General features: G+C 48.7%; 1 protein-coding gene. It reads right to left on the reverse strand.

Translation table 11 applies throughout. From position 1 onward, the window contains the following. Window positions 1-1,207 (reverse strand): phage tail fiber protein (locus tag M2320_RS23195; RefSeq protein ID WP_264599330.1); only part of this gene is annotated, 1,207 nt, incomplete at its 3' end. Window positions 1,208-1,351: the final 144 nt, after the last annotated feature.

Raw genomic sequence — 1,351 nt, forward strand, 5'->3', positions numbered from 1 at the left:
CACCGTGGATGTCAAACACTGAGTTAACGAACGGCCCCAGTTCCGCATAGACCAGCCATCCATATTCACATTGACCATAGCAGTTCACAAAGTGACACGAGTTGCTAGGACCAATGAACGTAATCGCTGACTTGTTGGAACTACCCGAGCCACTAATCTGTTCAAAGCAACAGTTCGTGTACAGGTTATCATTGTGTGAGCCAGGGGTGTTAGCTGCTGCGGTAATAGTCAAGTAGCGGGAATAGGTGGCGATCTTTCTCCGACCGTCCTGAACAAGACAGGCGGCACCGGCTACAGTGCTACCATTCCAGAACAAACACTTATCGGCTCTGAAAACCTCTGATTGACTATTCAGTAGACACGCTTGGGTAAAGTTACCAACGAAGCGCATGTACTGCATCGCATTGTTAGCAGCACCACGACCATAGGGTTCCGAACTGGTAGCAATGGCTCTACCGAGCTGTATGCCGATTTTCGGAGTAGAAGTGGTATCACCATAGATGCAACCATTGTAGAACACCAAGCCTTCGCTATCCAACGCATCGATAACAGGCTCATTCGTGGTCTTGCCGATGAGCACACTGCTACGGAAGTCAACGATACACGACAGGTTGCGCATTCCAGTGAAGTTCAGCGGCTTAGTGACTACGAACTCTCTGCCACCAATCCAGTCACTACCGAACACAAGCACAGGCTTAGTACCCTGGGGCATTGCTCGGAGGACATCGATTGCCGCTTGGATAGCATCCGTATCGTCGTGGCTACCGTCACCCTTAGCGCCAAAGTCTAGAACATTGATCTCTCGCCTAAGCTTCTCATAGATCGTAACGGTCTTGCCATTAGGGAGCGTAAGGGGAGTATTAGTGAGGACCGGATCAAGACGGAGTGCGTTAGTCAGATCGTTTTCTTCTTGAACACCTTTGAGGAGTTGTTTGATCGCTTTGTTTAGCGAGGTGTTCGTAACTCCGTTCCCCGGCTGGAACAGCACACTCGGGTTAGAGAGGTTGGTGACCCTACGGATATTTAATGTGTCACCGGATGCCAGGGGGGCAGGCAATTTGAGAACATTGGGACTAGTAAGCGTCCACGACGTATCACCGAACTTACGAGTTACCACAATCTCCGATTGATTATCATAGGTAAACGGAATGGGAAAATCAGTGGTAAGCCCGTCTCCATTGTACGTCACATTCGTGTTATAGTTCATTTACTCCTTTGTTCCTATTGGTAAGGAAACGATCTAACATCTCTCTTACCGGAAAGAGCTTCGCCCTTGTTTATAAAGTTCTCGATGAACGATTGATGCACACCAGTCTCTTCAGACATCAGTCTATACATAGCCGCATCCCTT

Source organism: Rhodoblastus acidophilus (genome assembly GCF_025961575.1).
Classification (GTDB): Bacteria; Pseudomonadota; Alphaproteobacteria; order Rhizobiales; family Beijerinckiaceae; genus Rhodoblastus; species Rhodoblastus acidophilus_C.